We start from the raw sequence: 14,176 nt of genomic DNA, 5'->3' as shown, positions 1-14,176 counted from the left end.
ATGTCAAAAAGACAGACCTTCGAAGAGCCCAGCAGTGACGGGCTCTCCGCCCACACACCGATGATGCAGCAGTACTGGCGGCTGAAGAACCAGCACCCGGACCAGTTGATGTTCTACCGCATGGGCGACTTCTACGAGCTGTTCTACGAGGACGCCAAGAAAGCCGCCAAGCTGCTGGACATCACCCTGACCGCGCGCGGCCAGTCCGCCGGCAACTCCATCCCCATGGCCGGCATCCCCTTCCACTCCGCCGAAGGCTACCTGGCCAAGCTGGTGAAGCTCGGCGAATCAGTGGTGATCTGCGAACAGATCGGCGATCCGGCTACCAGCAAGGGGCCGGTGGAACGCCAGGTGGTGCGCATCCTGACTCCCGGCACCGTCAGTGACGAAGCGCTGCTCGACGAGCGCCGCGACAACCTGATCGCCGCCGTGCTGGGTGACGAGCGCCTGTTCGGCCTGGCCGTCCTGGACATCACCAGCGGCCGTTTCAACGTCCAGGAAATAAAAGGCTGGGAAACCTTGCTGGCCGAGCTGGAGCGCTTGAATCCCGCCGAGCTGCTGATCCCCGACGACTGGCCTCAAGGCCTGCCGGCAGAGAAGCGCCGCGGATCGCACCGCCGCGCCCCCTGGGACTTCGATCGCGACTCGGCGAAGAAGAGCCTGTGCCAGCAATTCGGTGTGCAGGACCTCAAGGGCTTTGGCTGCCAGGAATTGACCCTGGCCATCGGCGCCGCCGGCTGCCTGCTGACCTACGCCAAGGAGACCCAGCGCACCGCCCTGCCGCACCTGCGTAGCCTGCGTCACGAGCGCATCGACGACACCGTGATCCTCGATGGCGCCAGCCGCCGCAACCTGGAACTGGATACCAACCTGGCCGGCGGCCGCGACAACACCCTGCAATCGGTAGTCGACCGCTGCCAGACCGCCATGGGCAGCCGCCTGCTGACCCGCTGGCTGAACCGCCCGCTGCGCGACCGCGCCGTGCTCGAAGCCCGTCAGGAATCCATCGCCTGTCTGCTGGAGCGCTACCGCTTCGAAAACATCCAGCCGCAGTTGAAGGAGATCGGTGACGTCGAGCGCATCCTCGCTCGAATCGGCCTGCGTAACGCCCGCCCGCGCGACCTCGCCCGCCTGCGCGACGCACTCGCTGCGCTGCCGGAATTGCAGAACGGGATGACCGAGCTGGAAGCCCCGCACCTGGGCGAATTGGCCACCAGCATCCGTACCTACCCAGAACTGGCTGACCTGCTGGCCCGCGCCGTGATCGAAAACCCACCGGCGGTGATCCGCGATGGCGGCGTCATCGCCCGCGGCTACGACGCCGAGCTGGACGAGCTGCAGATGCTCAGCGAAAACGCCGGCCAGTACCTGATGGACCTGGAGACGCGCGAAAAAGCACGTACCGGCCTACCGAACCTGAAGGTCGGCTACAACCGCATCCACGGCTACTACATCGAACTGCCGCGCGTGCAGGCTGAACAGGCCCCAGCCGATTACATTCGCCGCCAGACCCTCAAAGGCGCCGAGCGCTTCATCACGCCCGAGCTGAAAGCCTTCGAAGACAAGGCACTGTCGGCCCAGAGCCGGGCCCTCGCCCGCGAGAAGCAGCTGTACGAGGAGCTGCTGGAGCTGTTGATCGGGCAGTTGGCGCCCTTGCAGGACACCGCTGCCGCCCTGGCCGAACTGGACGTGCTGTCCAACCTCGCCGAGCGTGCGCTGAACCTCGACTTGAACCGCCCACGCTTTGTCGAAGAGTCCGGCATTCTCATCGAGCAGGGCCGCCATCCGGTGGTCGAGCAGGTGCTGGATACGCCCTTCGTCGCCAACGATCTGAACCTCGACGAAGACACTCGCATGCTGGTCATTACCGGCCCGAACATGGGCGGTAAATCGACCTATATGCGACAAACCGCTCTGATCGTGCTGCTTGCGCACATCGGCAGTTTCGTCCCGGCCGCGCGTTGCGAGCTGTCTCTGGTGGACCGCATCTTCACCCGCATCGGCTCCTCCGACGACCTCGCTGGCGGCCGCTCCACCTTCATGGTGGAAATGAGTGAAACCGCGAACATCCTGCACAACGCCAGCGACCGTAGCCTGGTGCTGATGGACGAAGTGGGACGCGGCACCAGTACCTTTGACGGCCTGTCGCTGGCCTGGTCCGCCGCCGAGCATCTGGCCAAACTGCGCGCCTTCACACTGTTCGCCACTCACTATTTCGAGCTGACCGTGCTGCCCGAGAGCGAGCCAGCGGTAGCCAACGTGCACCTGAACGCGACCGAGCACAATGAACGCATCGTCTTCCTGCACCACGTGCTGCCCGGCCCGGCCAGCCAGAGTTATGGCTTGGCGGTCGCACAATTGGCAGGCGTACCGGGTGCGGTAATTCAGCGCGCCCGCGAACATCTGTCGCGCCTGGAAACCACCAGTCTGCCCCATGAAACACCGCGCTCGTCTGACCCGAAAAGCCCGGCGCCACTGCAAAGCGACCTGTTCGCCAGCCTGCCGCACCCGATCATCGAAGAGCTGATGCGGGTCAGCCCCGATGACCTGACGCCGCGTCAAGCTCTCGAATTGTTATATGCATGGAAGATGCGGGTCTGACGGAGCGCTGGACAAGCTGCTAGAATCGCGCGCGCTTAGCCGCCCGCCTGAGGAGAAAATTAGAAATGACCTTCGTCGTCACCGACAACTGCATCAAGTGCAAATACACCGACTGCGTGGAAGTATGCCCGGTGGACTGCTTCTACGAAGGCCCGAACTTCCTGGTCATCCACCCGGATGAGTGCATTGACTGCGCCCTGTGCGAACCGGAGTGCCCGGCACAGGCAATCTTCTCCGAGGACGAAGTCCCGGATGGCATGCAGGAGTTCATCGAGCTGAACAAGGATCTGGCCGATGTATGGCCGAACATCACCGAGAAGAAGGATTCTCTGCCGGACGCTGAAGAATGGGACGGCAAACCGAACAAGATGCAGTACCTGGAGCGCTGATCCGCGCCACCGGCAAAAAGAAAAGGCCCGCTTAGTGCGGGCCTTTCTGCATCTGGAACATCACTTTTTCGCGGGCAAAAAAAGGGGCGGGATAACCCGCCCACTCTTTCTTCCCTTCTTCATCATCCTGATGAACCGCATCCTGCGGTGGGTCCTGGCCGACATCCTTACCGGTCTGCGTCTTTCCGTGTACGCAGGAGTGATATTACCCGCCTGCCGGAGTGCGGCAACTGGGTCAGTTCCGCACACCCGGGCCAGCCATATGACGAATCTAAAAAAAACCATTTAAAAACAATAAGATAAAAATAATCGACGTGGAGGCTCTCGGCAACTCAAGCTTTACACTCACACATCTTGTAAGCGAATACTTACATCACCGCGCATAAAAAAGCCCGGAATCATCCGGGCTCTTTTGGGGTCAGCGCCCACCGTTACTGGAACAGTGCGTCACTCGACAGGCCGTTCTTCTCGAGAATCTCCCGCAGACGCTTGAGCGCTTCGACCTGAATCTGCCGAACCCGCTCGCGGGTCAGGCCGATTTCCTGGCCGACTTCCTCCAGGGTACTGCTTTCGTGGCCGCGCAGGCCGAAGCGGCGAATTACCACCTCACGCTGCTTATCGGTCAATTCGGACAACCACTGGTCGATGCTCTCGCTGAGGTCATCATCCTGCAGCAGTTCGCAGGGATCGGTAGGACGATCGTCGGTCAGGGTATCGAGCAGCGTCTTGTCCGAGTCCGGACCGAGGGAGACATCCACCGAAGTGACCCGCTCGTTCAGACCGAGCATCCGCTTGACCTCTTCCACCGGCTTCTCAAGCAGGTTGGCGATTTCCTCAGGCGACGGCTCGTGGTCCAGCTTGTGGGTTAGCTCACGAGCTGCCCGCAAATAGACGTTGAGTTCCTTCACCACATGAATCGGCAAGCGAATGGTGCGGGTCTGGTTCATGATGGCCCGTTCGATGGTCTGACGAATCCACCAGGTTGCATAGGTGGAGAAGCGGAAGCCACGCTCAGGATCGAATTTCTCGACAGCGCGGATCAGCCCGAGGTTGCCCTCTTCGATCAGGTCGAGCAGGGAGAGGCCGCGATTGACGTAACGTCGCGCGATCTTCACCACTAGACGCAGGTTGCTTTCGATCATTCGCCGCCGGCCGGCCGGGTCACCCTTCTGCGCAAGGCGCGCAAAATGGACTTCCTCTTCCGGAGTCAGGAGTGGCGAGAAACCGATTTCATTGAGGTACAGCTGGGTCGCGTCGAGTGCGCGGCTGTAGTCGATGTGCTTGTGTTGCTTGAGAGAGGAAAGTGAGGTGGCTTTAGGAGTGACTCGAAGCGATACCTGCTCTTCGGCAAATGACTCTTCGAGGATGATGCCAGGCTCCAGCAGGAGCACTTCATCATCGACGTCAAACTCCGGCCCTTCTTTTTTAAGTGCCATGTCGTTATCCCTTGCTGAGTTCGACAACAAGCCCAGGTGCGTCCTTATCCTTAGGACACCTAGGCCCGCTCACCCACGCAGGGGAACAGCCAGCATCAACGACTTGGCAGGTATTGCAGCGGATCTACAGGTTTACCCTGGCGGCGAATCTCGAAGTGCAGCTTCACCCGGTCGGTCCCTGTGGAGCCCATCTCGGCAATGTTCTGCCCGACTTTGACCTGTTGCCCTTCCCGCACCAGCAACCTGCGGTTGTGACCGTAGGCGCTTACGTAGGTATCGCTGTGCTTGATGATCACGAGTTCGCCGTAGCCCCGCAAACCACTACCGGCGTACACCACCGTGCCATTAGACGCAGCCAGGACAGGCTGGCCCAATTGCCCGGCTATATCAATCCCTTTATTCAAACTGCCGTTTGATGCAAACCGACCAATGAGCGTGCCATTGGTTGGCCATATCCACCCCCCGGGAGCGCCCCCTGCAACCGCCGGAGTTCCGCCACTCGCGGGCGGCTGAGTCGGAGTCGTGGCGGCAGGAGCGGTCGGTTTACTGGCGGTTGCGGGAGGAGTAGTCGGTTTGTTGACGACGACTGGTGCGACAGGCGTCGTATTTTTTGCGACAGACGGTGCTTTCGACGAGCCACCATCGAAGCGGATGGCCTGGCCGGGGCGAATCGTGTACGGCGCGGAGATATTGTTGCGCGCGGCCAGGGCTTTCCAGTCCCAGCCGTAGCGGAAGGCGATGGAGTACAGCGTGTCACCGGGACGCACCACATACTGGCCGCTGGTGACGGCAGGCTTTTGCTGGGCGTTGCGGTCCACCACGGTCGTGGTGCTGCGCGAAGTCGAAGAACAGGCCGCCAGCAGAGAGCAGACGGCAATGGCCACCACGGCGTGGCCCAGGCCCTTGATCCAGTTCCGTTGACACAGGGTCGCTGTCAAGCTCACCCATCCCCCTTATCCATGAATTGACGTCCAGCCTCACTGGCCGGCAGTTACCGCAATCTTGACCGGCCTGCTCTCAGCCTAGCGGACCATTGAGCAACGGGACGAAGCGCACGGAGTCCAGCACCTGGCGCTGGTAACCGTCGTCGGTGCGGACGATCAGCATCAACTGCTGCACTTCGCCGCCGCCAACCGGAATCACCAGACGCCCCCCAGGCGCCAGTTGATCCAACAGCGCCTGCGGGACCTCGGCCGCGGCCGCGGTGACGATGATGCCGTTGTAAGGCGCAAGGGCAGGCCAACCTTCCCAGCCATCGCCCCAACGAAAGACAACATTTCTCAGGTTTAGCTCCGCAAGTCGCTCCTTGGCGCGATCCTGCAGGGCCTGGATGCGCTCGACGGAGAACACCCGCTCCACCAGCTGTGACAGCACGGCGGTCTGGTAGCCGGAACCGGTACCAATCTCCAGCACCTTGTCCAGCGGGCCCGCGGCCAGCAGCAGCTCGGTCATCCGCGCCACCATGAAGGGCTGCGAGATGGTCTGGTTGTGCCCGATGGGCAGCGCGGTGTCTTCGTAGGCGCGGTGCGACAACGCCTCGTCGACGAACAGGTGGCGCGGCGTACGACGGATCACTTCCAGCACGTGGGCGTTGGACAGGCCTTCCTCGTACAGACGCTGAATGAGGCGCTCGCGGGTGCGCTGGGAGGTCATCCCGATTCCGCCACGGCGAGACAATTCATTGGCCATGGTCGAGCCCTCCGAGCCAGTCGCCAAGGACATTGAACGCCTCCCGGTAGGTCCGGTCCATCTGCAACGGCGTGATGGACACATAGCCCTGCATCACTGCGTGGAAGTCGGTGCCCTCGCCGCCATCCTCGGCATCGCCGGCCGCAGCGATCCAGTAGCCTTCCTTGCCGCGCGGGTTGACCACCTTGACCGGCGGCTTGGCGCGGGCGCGATGGCCCAGGCGGGTCAGCTGGATACCCTTGATGCGCTCCAGCGGCAGGTTGGGAATGTTCACGTTGAGCACGGTGCGCGGCGGCAGGTCGAGCGTCTCGTGGGACTCCACCAGCAGGCGGGCGTAGTGCATCGCCGCCGGCAGGTTGTCGGTCAGGCGCGAGCACAGCGAGAAGGCGAAGGCCGGACGCGCCAGGAAACGCCCTTCCAGCGCCGCTGCCACGGTACCCGAATAGAGTACGTCGTCGCCCAGGTTGGCACCGAGGTTGATGCCCGAGACGACCATCTCCGGCACCTCTTCGAGCAATCCGTTGAGGCCCAGGTGGACGCAGTCGGTCGGAGTGCCGTTGAGGCTGATGAAGCCATTGCCGAGGCGATGGGGATGCAGTGGCCGATCCAGCGTCAGCGAACTGCTCGCTCCGCTACGATCAGCTTCCGGGGCGATCACGACGCAGTCCGCATAAGCGGACAGCGCGTCGTGAAGCGCGGCGATACCGGGTGCAGTGACCCCGTCGTCGTTGGCAATCAATATGCGCATGGGCTTTCCGTCTGCCCTGCCGGCACGAGGTCGATCAGCTCGCGCACTACCACGGTGGCGAAGCAGCCAGCCGGCAGGACGAATTCCAGTTGCAGAATGTCAGGGGCGGGATAATGCCATGTAAGGCCCGGGATGGGGAGGCGCAGAATGCGCCGTTCGTGCGCCATGTCCGCACCGGCAAGCCACTGGCACAGCGCCATCTCGGCCTGCTGGACGTGGCGTTCGATGCCTCCGGGCACGCCAGTCGCCGGTGAGTCGCCGTCTCCCCACATCGGACCGGTGGGGTGCAGATCCAGCACCGCAAGGCGTGGATCGGAGCATTCCGCTTCGCCAGCGGGGAAGAAGCTGCGGCTGTCGGTGAACGCCAACAGATCACCGACTTGCGCCTGGTTCCAGGTGCCTTCCGCCACACGGCGGGCCAGCACCTGGTTGAAGATGAAGCTGCGGGCTGCCGAAAGCATCCGCGAGCGCATATTGCGATGCTCCGGCAGTTTGCCCCGTTCGGCGAAGCCACGGGCATCGAAGACGTTGCCGCCGTCATGGCCGAAACGCTGGGTGCCGAAGTAATTCGGCACGCCGTGGGTGACGATGGATTTCAGACGGGTTTCGAGCTGTTCACGGTCCGCCTGCAACTCGGTCAGGCGTAGTGTGAAACCGTTGGCCGAATGTGCGCCGCGCTGCAATTTGCGGCGATGGCGATTGCGCTCGAGGATGCGCAGGCTGTCGTCCTCGGCGGCAGCCAGGTCCGGATCGGACTTGCCCGGCAGGTGCAGGCTGAACCACTGACGGGTCAGCGCCTGGCGGTCCTTGAGACCGGCATAGCTGATCATCTTCACCGGCACACCAGCGGCGCGGGCCAGGCGACGGGCGGCTTCCTCGGTGTTCAGGCCGCGCTTCTCCACCCACAGCCAGAGATGCTCGCCATCACCGGAGAGCGGGATATCCAGCACCTCGTCGACCTGGAAGTCCTCGGCCACCGCCTTGAGCACGGCACGTCCGCAGGCATCGCCATGGGCGCGCGGGCCCAGCAGTTCCAACTCGGTCATGCGCGACCCAGCAGGGCGACGGCGTGAACCGCGATGCCCTCTTCACGGCCGGTGAAGCCGAGCTTCTCGGTGGTGGTGGCCTTGACGTTGACCTGGTCCAGGTCGACCTTCAGGTCGGCAGCGATGGTCTCGCGCATGCTCTGGATGTGCGGCGCCATCTTCGGTGCCTGGGCGATGATGGTGGTGTCGACGTTCTCTACTTTCCAGCCCTTGGCTTCCACCAGGCTCAGCACGTGACGCAGCAGCGCGCGGCTGTCGGCGCCCTTGAATTGCGGGTCGGTGTCGGGGAAGTGCTTGCCGATATCGCCCAGCGCACAGGCGCCCAGCAGGGCATCGGAGAGCGCGTGCAGCAGCACGTCGCCGTCGGAGTGGGCGACGAGCCCGAACTTGTGGGGAATACGCACGCCGCCGAGGGTGATGAAGTCGCCCTCGCCGAAGCGGTGCACGTCGTAGCCATGTCCGATACGCATGAAAAAACGCCCTGTAGATGTCAGGGCGTCGATTCTACCGGATCACCGCCCTGAGGGTGTCAGCCACAGAGCGCCGCGGCGTGGTGGCGCAGGTGATCTTCGATGAAGCTCGCAATGAAGTAATAGCTGTGGTCATAGCCGGGCTGCAGGCGCAACTCCAGCGGATGACCGACCGCTGCGGCCGCTTCGCGCAGGGCATCGGGCTTGAGCTGCACAACGAGGAAGTCGTCGCGATCGCCCTGGTCCACCAGGATCGGCAAGCGCTCGCCGGCGCTGGCCAGCAGTTCAACGGCGTCCCACTCGCGCCAGGCAGCCGGGTCTTCGCCGAAGAAGCGCCCAAGTGCCTTCTGCCCCCAGGGGCAATCGCTGGGATGAGTGATCGGTGCGAAGGCCGACAGCGACAGGTAGCGCCCCGGATTACGCAGGGCGCAGATCAGCGCGCCATGGCCACCCATGGAATGCCCGCTGATGCCGCGCTTCTGGGAAACCGGGAAGTTCGCCTCGACCAGCGCCGGCAGCTCCTGCACCACATAGTCGTGCATGCGGTAATGGCGCGCCCAGGGTTCCTGGGTCGCGTTGACGTAGAAACCAGCACCGAGGCCGAAGTCCCACGCACCGTCCGGGTCGCCTGGCACTTCCGGCCCGCGCGGACTGGTGTCCGGCGCGACGATGACCAGGCCCAGCTCGGCAGCCATGCGCTGCGCGCCGGCCTTCTGCATGAAGTTCTCGTCGGTGCAGGTCAGGCCAGAGAGCCAGTAGAGCACCGGCAGGCCTGCCTCGGGCTCGGCCTGGGGCGGCAGGTAAACCGCGAAGACCATGTCGCAGCCCAGGGTTGCGGACCGGTGGCGGTAGCGCTGGTGCCAGCCGCCAAAGCTTTTCTGGCTGCTGATGAGTTCGATGGAATCCGTCATGGGACCTCCTGTGAAGCCGGGCGCACGCGGCGCCCGGCAATTCGATCAGTAATGGATGACGGAGCGGATGCTCTTGCCTTCGTGCATCAGGTCGAACGCCTCGTTGATCTTCTCCAGCCCCATGGTGTGGGTGATGAAGGTATCCAGCGGGATTTCGCCCTTCTGTGCCTTTTCCACATAGCTCGGCAACTCGGTACGCCCCTTCACGCCACCGAAGGCAGAACCACGCCAGACGCGGCCGGTAACCAGCTGGAACGGACGGGTGCTGATTTCCTGGCCGGCGCCGGCGACACCGATAATGGTGGATTCGCCCCAGCCCTTGTGGCAGCACTCCAGTGCCGCACGCATCAGCTGGACGTTGCCCACGCACTCGAAGGAATAGTCCACGCCGCCATCGGTCAATTCGACGATCACGTCCTGGATCGGCTTCTGGTGATCCTTCGGATTGACGAAGTCGGTGGCGCCCAGTTCCTTGGCGATGTCGAACTTGGCCGGGTTGATGTCCACCGCGATGATGCGCGAGGCCTTGGCCATCTTCGCACCGATGATCGCAGCCAGGCCGATGCCGCCCAGGCCGAAGATAGCGACGGTGGCGCCCTCTTCTACCTTGGCGGTGTTCAGCACGGCGCCGATGCCAGTGGTCACGCCGCAACCGAGCAGGCAGACCTTCTCCAGCGGCGCCTCCTCGGGAATCTTGGCCAGTGAGATCTCGGGCAGCACGGTGTACTCGGAGAAGGTCGAGCAGCCCATGTAGTGGTAGATCGGCTCGCCCTTGTAGGAGAAGCGGCTGGTGCCATCGGGCATCAGGCCCTTGCCCTGAGTGGCGCGCACGGCCTGACAGAGATTGGTCTTGCCGGATTTGCAGAATTTGCACTCGCGACATTCGGCCGTGTACAGCGGGATCACGTGGTCGCCCACTTTCAGCGAGGTCACGCCCTCACCCACCGCTTCGACGATGCCGCCACCTTCGTGACCCAGGATGCACGGGAACACGCCCTCCGAATCCTGGCCGGACAAGGTATACGCGTCGGTATGGCAGACGCCGGTGGCGACGATGCGCACCAGCACTTCACCCTTCTGCGGCGGCGCCACATCCACTTCGACGATTTCCAACGGCTTGTTGGGGGCGAAGGCGACAGCGGCACGGGACTTGATCATCTGGAAACTCCTGAACGAAGGAAACAGCAACGCCCGCCAAGGGCGGACGGGTTCGGCGCGGCGGCCGGGAAACCGGGACGGGCCTGGGCCACGTCGGGGGCGTTCGGGGCAACGCGCCAAAAGCACGACCCAAAGCCTTGGAAGTGTAGAAAACCCCGTTTCAGGGAATAATCAGGCAATAATCAAAACATTATTGCCATACAGGGATAATCCAGATGCATCGCTGGGAAGGACTGGACGAATTCGTCGCCGTCGCCGAAACCGGCCAATTCACCGCCGCCGCCGAACGCCTGGGCGTTTCGTCATCCCATGTCAGCCGCCAGGTGGCTCGACTGGAGGAGCGCCTGCAGACCCGCCTGCTGTACCGCAATACGCGCAAGGTCACGCTGAGCGAGGCTGGCCAGACCTTCCTGCAGCATTGCCGGCGCCTGCAGGACGCCCGCGAGGAAGCGCTGCGTGCGGTCAGCGACCTGTCCGCCGAGCCAAAGGGCCTGCTGCGCATGACCTGCGCGGTGGCCTACGGGGAACGCTTCGTAGTGCCCCTGGTGAACGAGTTCATGGCGCAGTTCCCGCAATTGCGGGTGGAGATCGAACTGTCCAACCGCCAGCTGGATCTGTTCCACGAGGGCTTCGACCTGGCGATCCGCCTTGGCCGCTTGAGCGATTCACGGCTGGTGGCGACGCGCCTGGCACCGCGCGTGATGTACCTCTGTGCTACGCCGGACTATCTGGCGCGGCACGGCTCACCGCAGAGCGTCGCCGAACTGACACAGCACAACTGCCTGGTGGGCAGCAGCGACCAGTGGAGCTTCCTCGAGGAGGGCCGCGAAACCCAGCACCGGGTGCAGGGCAACTGGCGCTGCAACAGCGGCCAGGCGGTGCTCGACGCAGCGCTGCGTGGTTTCGGGCTGTGCCAGTTGCCGGATTACTACGTGCTGGAGCACCTGCGCAGTGGCCGCCTGGTCTCGCTGCTGGAAGCGCACCAGCCGCCCAATACCGGGGTCTGGGCGCTTTATCCACAGCAACGACACCTGTCGCCCAAAGTGCGGCAACTGGTGGACCACCTGAAAGAAGGCCTTCAGCACCTGCCGCCCTCCCTATTGCCCTGAGGCAAGCGTCTGGAGAGCGCCTTGGCTAGAATGGGCGGTTTTCCCACCCTTCGGACCAAGGACGACGACATGTCTGCCCTTTCTTCCTTCCGCGAGCGCTACCTGCTGCGCTTCTGGTCGCCATTGCCGACCCTGGTCGCCCTGGGCGTCATTTCGGCCTACTACTTCGCCATGACCGGCACCTTCTGGGCGGTCACCGGCGAGTTCACCCGCTGGGGCGGCCACGTGCTGTCCTGGTTCGGCCTGCAGCCCCAGGAATGGAGCTACTTCAAGATAATCGGCCTGCAGGGCACACCGCTTGACCGTATCGATGGCGTGATGATCATCGGCATGTTCCTCGGTGCGCTGGTCTGCGCACTCTGGGCCGGCAACGTCAGCCTGCGCTGGCCGACCAGCAAGCGCCGCCTGCTGCAGGGCCTGGTCGGCGGGGTGATCGCCGGCTTCGGCGCGCGCCTGGCGATGGGTTGCAACCTCGCGGCCTTCTTCACCGGCATCCCGATGTTCTCGGTACACGCCTGGGCCTTCATGTTCTCCACCGTGATCGGTGCCTGGTTCGGCGTGAAGATCAGCCTGCTGCCCTTCCTGCGTATCCCGCTGAAGGTCGGCGGCAAGGCCGCCGCCCTGCCGAGCGCTGAATCCCTGGCGCGTCGCGCCAAGCTGCAGTGGCGCCTGGGCATGGGCGTGCTGGCGATCGCCGCGCTGTTCGCCGCGTGGCGTTTCGAAGTCTCGCTGGTGCTGGGCATGGCCTGCCTGTTCGGCCTGCTGTTCGGCGGCCTGATCGAGCGTGCACAGATCTGCTTCACCAGCGCCGCCCGCGATCTCTGGACAACCGGCCGGACCCAGGCTGCGCTGGGCATCCTGCTGGGCATGGCGGCCGCCTGCGTCGGCACCTTCGCGGCTATCCACAACGGCCTGCCGCCGAAGATCTTCTGGATGGGCCCGAATGCCGTGATCGGCGGCGTGCTGTTCGGCATCGGCATCGTCCTCGCCGGCGGCTGTGAAACCGGCTGGATGTATCGCTCAATGGAAGGCCAGGTGCACTTCTGGGTAGTCGGTCTCGGCAACGTGATCGGTGGCACCCTGGTCGCGGTGTACTGGGACCAGCTCGGCACCAGCCTCGCCCTGCCCTATCCCAAGCTCAACCTGCTGCAGGAGTTCGGCCCTGGCGGCGGCCTGCTGATCACCTTCGCCGGCCTCGCCCTGTGCATGCTGCTGGTGCAACTCAACGCACAACGATTCACTCGCAAACGGAAACCATCCGATGCCCGACACCAAGACGCCGACGCTGTCGCTTGATCTGCGCGGCGAACATTGCCCGTATAACGCCATCGCCACCCTGGAAACCCTGGAGACGCTCAAGCCAGGCGACCTGCTGGAGGTGATCACCGACTGCTCGCAGTCCGTGCATGGCATCCCGGAAGACACCCAACGCCATGGCTACCACTGCCTGGCGGTTGAACAGCACGGGGCGCTGTTCCGCTTCCTGATCGAAGTGCCGCTGCTGGGGTGACGGTCGCTCAACCTGTAGGAACGCGCCGCGCACGCGATCGCGGGCATGGCCCGTGCCTACCGGGAGCTTTTGCGATCCGCCAGCAAGCGTGGCGGTCACAAGATCATAAGATCAGTGCTTGGCGAAGTTGCGCTGCAAGCGCTGCAGGTCTTCCGGGGTGGTGACCTTGATGTTGTCCACCCGGCCTTCCACCATCCGCGGCGCGTAGCCCGCCCACTCCATGGCAGAGGCCTCGTCGGTGATGGCGGCGTCGGCCACCAGCGCATCGGCGAGTGCGCGATGCAGCGCACCAAGTCGGAACATCTGTGGGGTGTAGGCCTGCCAGACCACACTGCGGTCGATGGTTTCGACCACGCGGCCATCAGCGCCCACGCGCTTCAGGGTATCCCGTGCCGGGACGCCGAGCAGGCCACCCACCGCATCGAACTCCAGCTCGCCGAGCAGGCGGTCCAGATCAGTGCGTGCGAGGTTCGGCCGCGCAGCGTCGTGCACCAACACCCAGTCGTCGCTGCCTGCGCCCAACTCGGTCAGGCGCAGCAGGCCATTGAGCACAGAATCGGCGCGCTCGCGGCCACCGTCGGCACGCTGGATCAATTCGTTGGAAGCGCTGGGCAGGGTTGGCCACCAGGGATCATCAGCAGCCAGGCACACCACCAGGCCCTTGAGCCGGGGGTGACCGAGGAAACAGTCGAGGGTGCGTTCGAGAATGCTGCGGCCAGCGAGGTCGAGGTATTGCTTGGGGCGGTCGGCGCGCATCCGCGAACCGATGCCGGCGGCCGGGATCACGGCCCAGAAGGCGGGAGTGGTCATTGCGCGAGCTGGTAGAGGGTTTCCTTGTCCTTGACCATGCCGAGTTCGTGCCGGGCACGCTCCTCGACGGTCTCGGTGCCTTTCTTGAGCTCGGCGACTTCCGCCTCGAGGATGCGGTTACGTTCGAGCAGGCGCTCGTTCTCGCCTTCCTGGTCAGCGATCTGCTTCTGCAGCTCGCGCACCTGCGCCAGGCTGCCATCGCCTACCCACAGGCGATACTGCAGGCCAGCCAGGGCCAGTATCAGTATGACGAACAGCCAGTAAGGGCTACGTAACCTCAAACCATCAGCTCCCTATAC

General features: G+C 63.8%; 14 protein-coding genes and 1 pseudogene. 5 read left to right on the top strand and 10 right to left on the bottom strand.

What is annotated here, in order from left to right; all coding sequences use genetic code 11:
• Nucleotides 1-2,601, top strand: coding sequence for a DNA mismatch repair protein MutS (gene mutS, locus AC1ZV1_RS08655; RefSeq protein WP_484296340.1), 2,601 nt, complete (start codon nucleotides 1-3; stop codon nucleotides 2,599-2,601).
• A gap of 65 nt (nucleotides 2,602-2,666) precedes the next feature.
• Nucleotides 2,667-2,990, top strand: a complete 324-nt coding sequence (gene fdxA / locus AC1ZV1_RS08650; protein ID WP_015476292.1) for a ferredoxin FdxA — start codon at nucleotides 2,667-2,669, stop codon at nucleotides 2,988-2,990.
• A 431-nt stretch (nucleotides 2,991-3,421) separates the two neighbouring features.
• Here fdxA and rpoS read toward each other — a convergent pair whose 3' ends face one another.
• The 8 genes and pseudogenes from rpoS to AC1ZV1_RS08610 all read right to left on the bottom strand — a co-directional run bounded on the left by rpoS (nucleotide 3,422) and on the right by AC1ZV1_RS08610 (nucleotide 10,448).
• Nucleotides 3,422-4,426, bottom strand: coding sequence for an RNA polymerase sigma factor RpoS (rpoS, locus tag AC1ZV1_RS08645; RefSeq protein ID WP_038803400.1), 1,005 nt, complete (start codon nucleotides 4,424-4,426; stop codon nucleotides 3,422-3,424).
• 95 nt (nucleotides 4,427-4,521) lie between these two features.
• Nucleotides 4,522-5,289: pseudogene (locus AC1ZV1_RS08640) on the bottom strand (peptidoglycan DD-metalloendopeptidase family protein); the annotation flags it as partial.
• A gap of 154 nt (nucleotides 5,290-5,443) precedes the next feature.
• Entirely contained in the window at nucleotides 5,444-6,079 is a 636-nt protein-coding gene (locus tag AC1ZV1_RS08635; protein WP_484296339.1) for a protein-L-isoaspartate(D-aspartate) O-methyltransferase, read from the bottom strand.
• 25 nt (nucleotides 6,080-6,104) lie between these two features.
• Entirely contained in the window at nucleotides 6,105-6,863 is a 759-nt protein-coding gene (gene surE / locus AC1ZV1_RS08630) for a 5'/3'-nucleotidase SurE (protein WP_484296338.1), read from the bottom strand.
• A complete protein-coding gene (gene truD, locus AC1ZV1_RS08625) occupies nucleotides 6,851-7,909 on the bottom strand; it encodes a tRNA pseudouridine(13) synthase TruD (RefSeq protein ID WP_484296337.1) in 1,059 nt (352 codons plus the stop codon). Before truD ends, surE begins: the two co-directional genes overlap by 13 nt.
• Nucleotides 7,906-8,379, bottom strand: coding sequence for a 2-C-methyl-D-erythritol 2,4-cyclodiphosphate synthase (ispF, locus tag AC1ZV1_RS08620; RefSeq protein WP_484296336.1), 474 nt, complete (start codon nucleotides 8,377-8,379; stop codon nucleotides 7,906-7,908). The genes truD and ispF overlap by 4 nt, the downstream gene beginning before the upstream one ends.
• Before the next feature lie 59 nt (nucleotides 8,380-8,438).
• Nucleotides 8,439-9,290, bottom strand: coding sequence for an S-formylglutathione hydrolase (gene fghA / locus AC1ZV1_RS08615; protein WP_484296335.1), 852 nt, complete (start codon nucleotides 9,288-9,290; stop codon nucleotides 8,439-8,441).
• 45 nt (nucleotides 9,291-9,335) lie between these two features.
• Complete coding sequence (locus AC1ZV1_RS08610) at nucleotides 9,336-10,448, bottom strand: S-(hydroxymethyl)glutathione dehydrogenase/class III alcohol dehydrogenase (RefSeq protein ID WP_484296334.1); 1,113 nt, start codon at nucleotides 10,446-10,448, stop codon at nucleotides 9,336-9,338.
• Nucleotides 10,449-10,663: 215 nt separating this feature from the next.
• Here AC1ZV1_RS08610 and AC1ZV1_RS08605 point away from each other — a divergent pair, with 215 nt between their 5' ends.
• The 3 genes from AC1ZV1_RS08605 (at nucleotide 10,664) to yedF (ending at nucleotide 13,067) form a co-directional block, all read left to right on the top strand.
• On the top strand, nucleotides 10,664-11,557 hold the full coding sequence (locus AC1ZV1_RS08605) for a LysR substrate-binding domain-containing protein (protein ID WP_484296333.1): 894 nt from the start codon (nucleotides 10,664-10,666) through the stop codon (nucleotides 11,555-11,557).
• A gap of 69 nt (nucleotides 11,558-11,626) precedes the next feature.
• On the top strand, nucleotides 11,627-12,853 hold the full coding sequence (yedE, locus tag AC1ZV1_RS08600) for a selenium metabolism membrane protein YedE/FdhT (protein WP_484296332.1): 1,227 nt from the start codon (nucleotides 11,627-11,629) through the stop codon (nucleotides 12,851-12,853).
• A complete protein-coding gene (gene yedF, locus AC1ZV1_RS08595) occupies nucleotides 12,819-13,067 on the top strand; it encodes a sulfurtransferase-like selenium metabolism protein YedF (protein WP_015476281.1) in 249 nt (82 codons plus the stop codon). Before yedE ends, yedF begins: the two co-directional genes overlap by 35 nt.
• Before the next feature lie 111 nt (nucleotides 13,068-13,178).
• Here the strand turns inward: yedF and ispD are convergent, their stop codons facing one another.
• Both ispD and ftsB read right to left on the bottom strand, forming a co-directional pair.
• A complete protein-coding gene (gene ispD, locus AC1ZV1_RS08590; RefSeq protein ID WP_484296331.1) occupies nucleotides 13,179-13,877 on the bottom strand; it encodes a 2-C-methyl-D-erythritol 4-phosphate cytidylyltransferase in 699 nt (232 codons plus the stop codon).
• Nucleotides 13,874-14,158, bottom strand: coding sequence for a cell division protein FtsB (ftsB, locus tag AC1ZV1_RS08585; RefSeq protein WP_484296330.1), 285 nt, complete (start codon nucleotides 14,156-14,158; stop codon nucleotides 13,874-13,876). The genes ispD and ftsB overlap by 4 nt, the downstream gene beginning before the upstream one ends.
• Between the last annotated feature and the right edge of the window lie 18 nt (nucleotides 14,159-14,176).

It is taken from the genome of Pseudomonas sp. BB438, from assembly GCF_057180225.1.
The sequence above is the reverse complement of the archived record's forward strand: the minus strand, read 5'-3'. Positions and strand labels throughout refer to the sequence as shown.

Excerpts from the sequence above, each read along its gene's own strand:
- surE (WP_484296338.1), bottom strand. The coding sequence starts at position 6,863 with ATGCGCATATTGATTGCCAACGACGACGGGGTCACTGCACCCGGTATC.
- AC1ZV1_RS08635 (WP_484296339.1), bottom strand. The coding sequence starts at position 6,079 with ATGACCTCCCAGCGCACCCGCGAGCGCCTCATTCAGCGTCTGTACGAG.
- AC1ZV1_RS08610 (WP_484296334.1), bottom strand. The coding sequence starts at position 10,448 with ATGATCAAGTCCCGTGCCGCTGTCGCCTTCGCCCCCAACAAGCCGTTG.
- fghA (WP_484296335.1), bottom strand. The coding sequence starts at position 9,290 with ATGACGGATTCCATCGAACTCATCAGCAGCCAGAAAAGCTTTGGCGGC.
- yedE (WP_484296332.1), top strand. The coding sequence starts at position 11,627 with ATGTCTGCCCTTTCTTCCTTCCGCGAGCGCTACCTGCTGCGCTTCTGG.
- ispF (WP_484296336.1), bottom strand. The coding sequence starts at position 8,379 with ATGCGTATCGGACATGGCTACGACGTGCACCGCTTCGGCGAGGGCGAC.
- fdxA (WP_015476292.1), top strand. The coding sequence starts at position 2,667 with ATGACCTTCGTCGTCACCGACAACTGCATCAAGTGCAAATACACCGAC.
- yedF (WP_015476281.1), top strand. The coding sequence starts at position 12,819 with ATGCCCGACACCAAGACGCCGACGCTGTCGCTTGATCTGCGCGGCGAA.
- ispD (WP_484296331.1), bottom strand. The coding sequence starts at position 13,877 with ATGACCACTCCCGCCTTCTGGGCCGTGATCCCGGCCGCCGGCATCGGT.
- truD (WP_484296337.1), bottom strand. The coding sequence starts at position 7,909 with ATGACCGAGTTGGAACTGCTGGGCCCGCGCGCCCATGGCGATGCCTGC.
- mutS (WP_484296340.1), top strand. The coding sequence starts at position 1 with ATGTCAAAAAGACAGACCTTCGAAGAGCCCAGCAGTGACGGGCTCTCC.
- AC1ZV1_RS08605 (WP_484296333.1), top strand. The coding sequence starts at position 10,664 with ATGCATCGCTGGGAAGGACTGGACGAATTCGTCGCCGTCGCCGAAACC.
- rpoS (WP_038803400.1), bottom strand. The coding sequence starts at position 4,426 with ATGGCACTTAAAAAAGAAGGGCCGGAGTTTGACGTCGATGATGAAGTG.